Source organism: Bartonella sp. CL25QHWL (genome assembly GCF_042195335.1).
GTDB lineage: Bacteria > Pseudomonadota > Alphaproteobacteria > Rhizobiales > Rhizobiaceae > Bartonella.
Genome location: NZ_JBHIOE010000025.1, coordinates 1 through 1,087, shown reverse-complemented (window position 1 = coordinate 1,087; position 1,087 = coordinate 1). Strand labels below are relative to the sequence as shown.

The 1,087-nt window shown below is 44.8% G+C and carries 3 protein-coding genes and 1 pseudogene; all 4 read left to right on the top strand.

Features of this window, described 5'->3' with window-relative positions; genetic code table 11:
- Positions 1 to 272 (top strand): annotated as a pseudogene (locus ACFILY_RS08695) (DNA transposition protein); the annotation flags it as partial.
- Complete coding sequence (locus tag ACFILY_RS08690; protein ID WP_273790127.1) at positions 269 to 532, top strand: hypothetical protein; 264 nt, start codon at positions 269 to 271, stop codon at positions 530 to 532. The pseudogene ACFILY_RS08695 and the gene ACFILY_RS08690, both read left to right, overlap by 4 nt.
- Positions 529 to 780, top strand: a complete 252-nt coding sequence (locus tag ACFILY_RS08685) for a hypothetical protein (protein ID WP_273790126.1) — start codon at positions 529 to 531, stop codon at positions 778 to 780. Before ACFILY_RS08690 ends, ACFILY_RS08685 begins: the two co-directional genes overlap by 4 nt.
- 14 nt (positions 781 to 794) lie before the next feature.
- Positions 795 to 1,087, top strand: a 293-nt coding sequence (locus ACFILY_RS08680) for a DUF3164 family protein (RefSeq protein ID WP_375673322.1), incomplete at its 3' end; no start/stop codon positions are given.

Below are 1,087 nucleotides of genomic sequence, written 5' to 3'. Positions count from 1 at the left end.
CTTATGCGCAAATTAAAAGCCGATTGGCGATGCATTTGAAACGGCGCAAGCCCTATAGTGAGGATATTGCAGCGCGCATTCATGATTGGGGGATTGAAGATGTTGGTGCGATAAAGTTTTTGACGGGAATTGGTTTGAAAGCTGGTGCTTTGCGGCAAATTGACAAAACCATGATGTTGGCACGCATGGCAGCGCTTGGAGATGGGTGTGAGGTGACCCTGAAACATGTCAAAGCGGCATGGAAAAACCGTGACGTGGAGGAATTGGCATGATCTCTTTATGCGACAAAGAATTATCCGATACGCTTGTTGGTCTTTATGACGATTATCAATGCGGTTTTGATATTGGAGAACAGCTTAAATTGTGTGTTGATTTGGCGTTATTGCTTGAATTGGAGTTGAGTGTTCACCGTTTGGGGGAAGCGGATGCGGTTTTGGAAGGCCAAGTTTCAGAAGTTTTGGCTGAGTGTGAAGGCTCTGATGCGGATGAGAGCAATCGTGTGATTTATATGGATTTTGGAGGAAGCAAATGATGGAACGCAACCCCTATATGGTAAGAGATAGCTTGATTGCTTTGCGCTCTGCCTTGTTAAAACATGAAATGGATGGGATTTTTTTGCATGGACAAGATGTTCGAGAATTGAATGAGTATTTGCGTCGTTTGGCAGGCTATAACCACGTTTTAGGTCATGAGCTTATGCGGTGTCGTTGGCAATTGAAAGCGGGATGTGCGCCTTCTTCAGGGGATGTTGTGCCATTTCGTCGGTTTCAAAAAACATAAGGAGGAAGTTGGTGATGAATCCACAAATTGAACTTGAAGGTACGCGTTATATGAAGGATGCGAAAGGGGCTTTGGTGCCGGTAAACCTGATCCGCCCTGCGGATTTGTTAGAGGATGAAACGGTGCGCAAAATTATGGGTTTTGCGAAAGAATTATCGGCAAGGATTGCACGTTTTAACAACCATACGATTGCGGATTTGAGTGATTTTGATAGCTTGCTTGCGCAAGAATATGGTGTGGAGCGGCGTGGCAAAAAGGGCAATTGTACTTACACAAGCTTTGATGGTTTGCAACGCATTAAGGTGCA